General features: G+C 38.7%; 1 protein-coding gene. It reads right to left on the reverse strand.

The window, feature by feature from the left end; all coding sequences use genetic code 11:
- Positions 1–245: 245 nt before the first annotated feature.
- Positions 246–1,400 (reverse strand): AAA family ATPase, encoded by a 1,155-nt coding sequence (locus D7X94_RS17790; protein WP_120429151.1) that lies wholly within the window; start codon positions 1,398–1,400, stop codon positions 246–248.
- Positions 1,401–1,869 lie beyond the last annotated feature (469 nt).

The raw sequence follows: 1,869 nt of genomic DNA on the forward strand, positions 1-1,869 counted from the left end.
CGCGCTCGCTTTTGCTCTATTTTCAAATCTCTTTTCCTTTTCCTCTTTTCCTCATTTTTCAGTAAACCCTAATTATACCTCAAAGCGCAAGTGAAATCAATGTTTATTACGGATTTATGCGGAATAAAAAAGATCAGTTATGCCTTTGTTGCACAAATCACTTTTAATATTTCGTCAGTTATAATTTAGTAAATCATAACTGACGAAACTGCATATCGTTCTCTACTGATTTTCGGTTTATGATCCTATCCTCTTCTTCTAACAAATGACGGTACAAATCTCTTATGTGCCTTTGCGTTATATTCTTTTTTATATTCGGCAAAGAGCATTTTCAGAGAAATGATATGCACATTGTCATAAGTCTTGCTCAGCTTCCAATAGCTGTCAGGCACACGGTTGACGGTGCAAATGTAATATTTATTTTTGTAAAATGGGGCAGCTTTGGTAGTAACAGCGTCAATCTCTTTCCAAAGATTGATGCTTAAACCTTCGCCGACTACTGTATCGAAATAAGCATAGACATTTCGATTCCACTGACAGGCAAAATCAAAGGTAATGTCTCCGATGGCAATATCGTGATATGCAGTATTTTTTGCGTTAATATAGTCCGACGTGTTTGAATAGATGCTTTTTTCAAACCAGTAGTAACATATATTTCTATAAAAATCTGCCATCAACTCACTATTGAAATACTGCATAAACTGATTAAAAGCATCATCGTCAAAGTTTCCGTTTGGGCTTGGTACGGCGGTCAATAAAAACCTATACCACAAGGTTAAATAAGTATTTGCTGGCAGATATTTTGTATGTCCGTTTTCGCCGGGGATTTTTATAACTAACCCATGCTCCATTAGCGTCTTGATGTATTTATTGCACTTGTTTTTCGGAAAGCCGGAGAATTTTGCGATCTCATCGATATGATTATGGCCGGTTGCCACTGCATAAAGCAGGGTGTTGTAGCTTTCAGGCATTCTAAAGCTTTCCCGCATCCAGTTTACTGCCAAACGGTAGAACGGCGAATTTGTATGAAGCATTGCTCTAACATTTTCCTCAAAGGAGATTTCATTATTGTATAAAGAAAGCAATGCCGGGGTTGCGCCGGTCAGGAAGTAAGGGCTTGCCGCTGTTTTATCGGGTAATTTACAAATATCCGCAAGCTGCGGCATAGAAAAGAGTTTGATTTCTACTTCCCGACAAGGAATAGGAGGCGCTTCCCACGGTCTGCCGAGTATCACAACCGTGACGGCACTATTCGTTTTTAAAAAGTCATTTAAAGCCGCATAAAAATCATCCTTATCGTTTCGCTCACCTGCATTGTCAAAAAAGACAAGCAGGTGTTTTTTATTGCTGTAGACGTTCAGACAATGAAAGAAATCAAGCCAATTTTCACAGTTTTTCAATATATCGGGATAAGCGTTGCAGAACACCCGAAGTGCAAAGGGGGTATCAAGATTTTGAAAAGAAAATAGATGCTATCCTTGTGCTCAGCGCAAAATTGAAGCGCCGTAAAGGTTTTGCTTGAACCGGGCTGTCCGGAAATGAATAACACCCTTTCAGCCTTAAAAATCTTATGTAAAGTGTGTGTTAAATTTGAAAAATTCATTTCATCATCTGTCATATTATAAATTGATCTTTTTGACATTATAATGGATTTTGTTCCGTTTTTCAATTAATTCCAGAAAAAGTCGAAAAAAATTTTTTCAGACCGGGGTACCAAAATCCAGTACCCCGGTCTGAATAAGTGAAGGGGTTAAACGAAACCCTTGTCGTTGCCTGCGACATACTCCGAATCGGCTTTGATCTTGTCAATATCAGTTGACACATTCAACTCAAAGATTTGCGGAACTTATGCGGCAGCATCCAGGGCCG

Origin of the sequence: Acutalibacter sp. 1XD8-33, from assembly GCF_003612555.1 — a bacterium.
Classification (GTDB): domain Bacteria; phylum Bacillota; class Clostridia; order Oscillospirales; family Acutalibacteraceae; genus Acutalibacter.